Origin of the sequence: Allobosea sp. CER48 (assembly GCF_044752385.1) — a bacterium.
Classification (GTDB): Bacteria; Pseudomonadota; Alphaproteobacteria; order Rhizobiales; family Beijerinckiaceae; genus Allobosea.
The window spans coordinates 1-4,030 of the sequence record NZ_JBIWYK010000296.1 but is presented as its reverse complement, the minus strand read 5'-3'; the positions used below and the strand labels follow the sequence as shown (position 1 = coordinate 4,030).

The 4,030-nt window shown below is 64.7% G+C and carries 5 protein-coding genes; 1 reads left to right on the top strand and 4 read right to left on the bottom strand.

The window, feature by feature from the left end; all coding sequences use genetic code 11:
* Positions 1 to 695: flagellin (locus ACIPIA_RS11585; RefSeq protein WP_400509624.1), on the top strand; the 695-nt coding region annotated here is incomplete at its 5' end.
* Positions 696 to 785: 90 nt separating this feature from the next.
* Here the strand turns inward: ACIPIA_RS11585 and flaF are convergent.
* From flaF to ACIPIA_RS11565, 4 genes are all read right to left on the bottom strand, one after another.
* Positions 786 to 1,157: a flagellar biosynthesis regulator FlaF gene (gene flaF, locus ACIPIA_RS11580; RefSeq protein ID WP_400509622.1), complete on the bottom strand. Its 372-nt coding sequence runs from the start codon at positions 1,155 to 1,157 to the stop codon at positions 786 to 788.
* A complete protein-coding gene (gene flbT / locus ACIPIA_RS11575) occupies positions 1,141 to 1,533 on the bottom strand; it encodes a flagellar biosynthesis repressor FlbT (protein WP_400509620.1) in 393 nt (130 codons plus the stop codon). Before flbT ends, flaF begins: the two co-directional genes overlap by 17 nt.
* Before the next feature lie 49 nt (positions 1,534 to 1,582).
* Positions 1,583 to 2,974 (bottom strand): flagellin N-terminal helical domain-containing protein, encoded by a 1,392-nt coding sequence (locus ACIPIA_RS11570; RefSeq protein WP_400509618.1) that lies wholly within the window; start codon positions 2,972 to 2,974, stop codon positions 1,583 to 1,585.
* A 202-nt stretch (positions 2,975 to 3,176) separates the two neighbouring features.
* A partial coding sequence (locus tag ACIPIA_RS11565) for a flagellin (protein ID WP_400509617.1) occupies positions 3,177 to 4,030 on the bottom strand: 854 nt, incomplete at its 5' end.

The window sequence follows — 4,030 nt, the reverse complement described above, 5'->3', positions numbered from 1 at the left end:
AGATCGGCGCCGATCCCAATGCGACGGCGGCGAATCTGCGGAGCTCGATCAGCGCCGCCCTTGGCAAGGAGGCCAGGACCACGCTGTCCGCGGCGTCCTCGCAGGTGGCCGCGCAGGACTTTTTCGCAGGCAGCCTCAACAGCCCGCCGAAGCGGGTGCCGGGCCCGCCCTTCGACACCGCGACCCTGCCGCCGACCAATGCCGGGGCGGCCGCGACGACGGTGATCTGGTATCGCGGTGATGACGGCGCGGACCCTGCGCGCGGCACCTCGACGGTCCAGGTCGACCAGGGGCAGGTCGTCGGAACCGGCGCACGCGCCAATGAGGAGGCGTTCCGCGTCGGCCTCGCACAGTTCGCGATCATGGCGGCGGAGAATTTCCCTGCCGGAGACGCCGACTCGCAGGCCCGCTACGAGGCGATGACGGCGCGCGTCAGCGAGAAGCTCGGCTTCGGCGGCAGCACCCAGAAGCCGGCGGAGATCATCACCGAGCTCGGCTCGGCCCAGACGGCCCTGGCGAGCGCCAAGGAGCGTCACCAGAACACCAAGGGCTACCTGACGACGACGCTCTCCGGCGTCGAGGACGTCACGACCGAAGAGGTGGCGACGCAGATCCTCGCCCTGCAGACGCAGTTGCAGGCAAGCTACCAGGTGACCTCGATGCTCTCGAAGCTGTCGCTCACCAACTTTCTCTGACCCGCATAACAGCATTCGCCAAATGAGAACGCCGCCCCTTGCGGGGCGGCGTTACTGTTTCCGGGCGGTGGAGCGGGCGCAGGGGCGCTTTCAGCGCCCGCGGAGGCCCGCAGCGATGTCGCGATTGATGTTGATCAGGATGCCCAGACCTTGCGGCTGCGGATCGGCCGCGAGCTTGAAGGTGTGGTTGAAAATGAAATTGGCGAGGCCGAGGATGTTCTGCTTGATGCCGACGGGCAGCGGGTTGTCTTCGGCGATCACGGCGGAGACCAGCAGCGTCCAGAGCCTGCGATTATAGGTAAGCACCTCGTCGAACTCGCGCTCACGGATCGTCCAGTCGTCGGCGACGGCCTGAAGACGGGTCGCGGCCTTGATCAGGAGGGAGGCTTCGAGCTCGCGGGGTGAAACGACGGATTGGGCTGTCTTGGCAGCGGCGGCGTAGGCGTTAAACCCGTTTTGCATGCTCGATCAGTTCCGCTTCGTAGGCGATCAGCTTCTTGGCTGCCTTGAGAGCTTTGTAGAGATCGCCGCTTAAGATGCAGTTATTGATCTCGTGAACATGCGGCAGGGCGCTGGGCGCGGCCTGGACGAAATCGCGCACGAGCTGGAAGAACACCTCGTGCTGATGTGTCGGATCCTGGGCCAGATACATCAGCTGGACGGCGAAATAGATCTTCCTGGCCGGGCTGTCGGCGGTCGCGGCCGTGAGGATGTCTTTCTCGCGCAGGATTGGGGCGTCGCCTTCGATGAAGAAGCGCGTGCGTTGCTCGTCGTTGCGGATCACCACCTGGCCGATGATGATCCGCTCGCGCGGCTTGAGCTCGACCTTGAGAGCCATGTCTGTCCTGCCTTCTGGCGGAGGGGAAGGGCGGTCGATACCGGAGACGTCAGCCGAAGAGACGCAGCACGCCCTGGTCGGCCTGGTTCGCCAGCGACAGCGCGGTCTGCGAGAGTTGCTGGCGCGTGTTCAGCGCGAGCAGGCTTGCGCCTTCCTCGTTGGGATCGGCCAGCACGAGATTGCCGGCGCCGGTGGTGAGGACGTTGGCCAGTTCCTTGGTGAAGTCCTGGCGGGTCTGGGCGACCGAGAGGTTCGACCCGAAGGTCGATGCCAGCGACTTCAACGAGGTCAGCGCACCGGTCAGCGACTGGGTGGCCTTCTCGAGGTCGGCATCGTTCTGGAAGTTGATGAAGCCGGTGAGCTGCGTGTTGATCGCCTTCGGAATGCCGAGGTTGTCCGAGGTCAGGTTCGAGCCCTGAATGTCGAGCTTGGTCTGGTTCTTCCCGGTCTTCTCGTTGAACTGGATCGTCAGGCGGTCGCCGGCTAGCAGGTTGATGCCGTTGAAGCTCGAATCCTTGGCGAGATCGTCGATCTTGTTGCGCAGGTCGTTGAACTGGTCGATCAGATTCGAGCGCACCGCGGAGGTGATGCTCGTACCGACGATCGTGGTGCCGGCAGCGCTGTTGTCGGTCAGGGCAAAGCCGAAATCGGTGTTGTCACTGGTGGCGCCCGTCGCCGTGGTCATGGCCGTCACACCTGCCGCTGCGATTTCAGCCGCGGTCGGTGCGCCCGGTGCCGCGGGCGTGAAGGTCGTGGTGCCGATACCGAACTGGACCTTCTCGGAACCGATGCCCTTGACGTTGAGCTGGCCCTTCTCGTCGACGAAGGCGGTGGCGATGCCCGACTTGTTGATCTCGTTGACGACGTCGCGGACAGTCGCGTTCGTGCTGAGGAAGCTGGCAGTATAGGTAGTCGTGCCCGAAGTCAGGGTGATCGAGGTCGTGGCCTCGTCACCGGCGGCAAGAGCGGGGCCGCCGACATTGCCCGAATAGGTGGCCGTGGCCGCATTGGCGGTGCCTGCGTTGTCGTCGACGACACGCTTGTCGAGGGCGATGTCCTTCAGGCTCTTGCTCGTCACCGCCGCTTCGGTCGCGGTCGCGAGGGCGGTGCCGGCCTTGGTCGGACGATTTTGCGCGGCATCGGCCTGCGCCTGCTTGACGGTCGACTGCAGGGACTGGACGAGCTTGGTGATGCCGTCGATGCCCTTGGAAGCCGCCTGGATGGTCTGGATGCCGTTCGAGATGCCGTCGAGGAGGCCGGTGAGCTGGCTGGAGCGGTCATTCAGCGAGAGCGCGGTGAAGTAGTTCACCGGGTTGTCGATCGCGGAGTTGACCTTCTTGCCGGTCGCGAGGCGGTTCTGGATGACGCTCTGCTGGGCCGTGGTCTGCTGCAGCGTCAGCAGGTTGTTGCGGACACCGCTGGAAAGGATCGTGCTGGCCATCTTCGGTCCCCTGAACGCGCGACTCCGGCGCGATGCAACCTGATTTCAGGGGGGATCATCCGGCGTTAGGGATAATAAATGGTTAATCAGCCACTGCGGTGCCGTCGGTCCGCCAAACGGAAAAAGCGGCGGAGCCGAAGCTCCGCCGCTCTTTGACTTCGCCCCGCGTTCTGCGGGCTGATCCGCTTCTGCGGACCGAAGATCAGAACAGACGCAGGACCGACTGCTCGCTCTGGTTCGAGAGCGACAGTGCCGTCTGCGAGAGCTGCTGACGGGTCTGCAACGCGAGCAGGCTGGCGGCTTCCGAGTTCGCGTCGACGTTCACCAGATTCGCGGAGCCGGTGCTCAGCACGTCAGCCATGTCCTTGGTGAAGTCCTGACGGGTCTGCGCCACCGAGAGGTTGGCGCCGAAGGTCGACGACAGCGACTTCAGCGAGGTGAGGGCGCCGGTCAGAGCCTGCGTCGCCTTCTCGAGATCCGTGTCGTTCTGGAAGTTGACCTGGCCGGCGAGCGTGGTGTTGCCAGCCTTGACGATGCCCAGGTTGTCGGAGGTGACGTCCGAACCCTGGATGTCGAGCTTGGTCTGGTTCTTGCCGGCCTTCTCGTTGAACTGGATCGACAGACGGTCGCCCTTCAGCAGGTTGATGCCGTTGAAGCTCGCGTCCTTGGCGAGATCGTCGATCTTGCCACGCAGGTCGTTGTACTGGTCGATCAGGTTCGAACGCACCGCCGAGGTGATGCTCTGACCCTTGATCGCGCCGGCTGCGGTGGCGTCGGCCGCCAGGAAGCCGATCGCGGTGTTGCTGCCACCGGTGCCTGCGGCGGTGACCGCGGCGCCGTTCGCGGTGTCGATCTCGGTCGCGGTGGGAGCGCCCGGAGCGGCAGCGGTCACGGCGGCGGTACCGAAGCCGAACTCGACGTCGTCGGAACCGGTGCCCTTGACGTTGAGCTGGCCCTTCTCGTCGACGAAGGCGGTGGCGATGCCCGACTTGTTGATCTCGTTGACGACGTCGCGGACCGTGGCGGTCTTGGCGTCGAACGAGGCCGTGTAGGTGG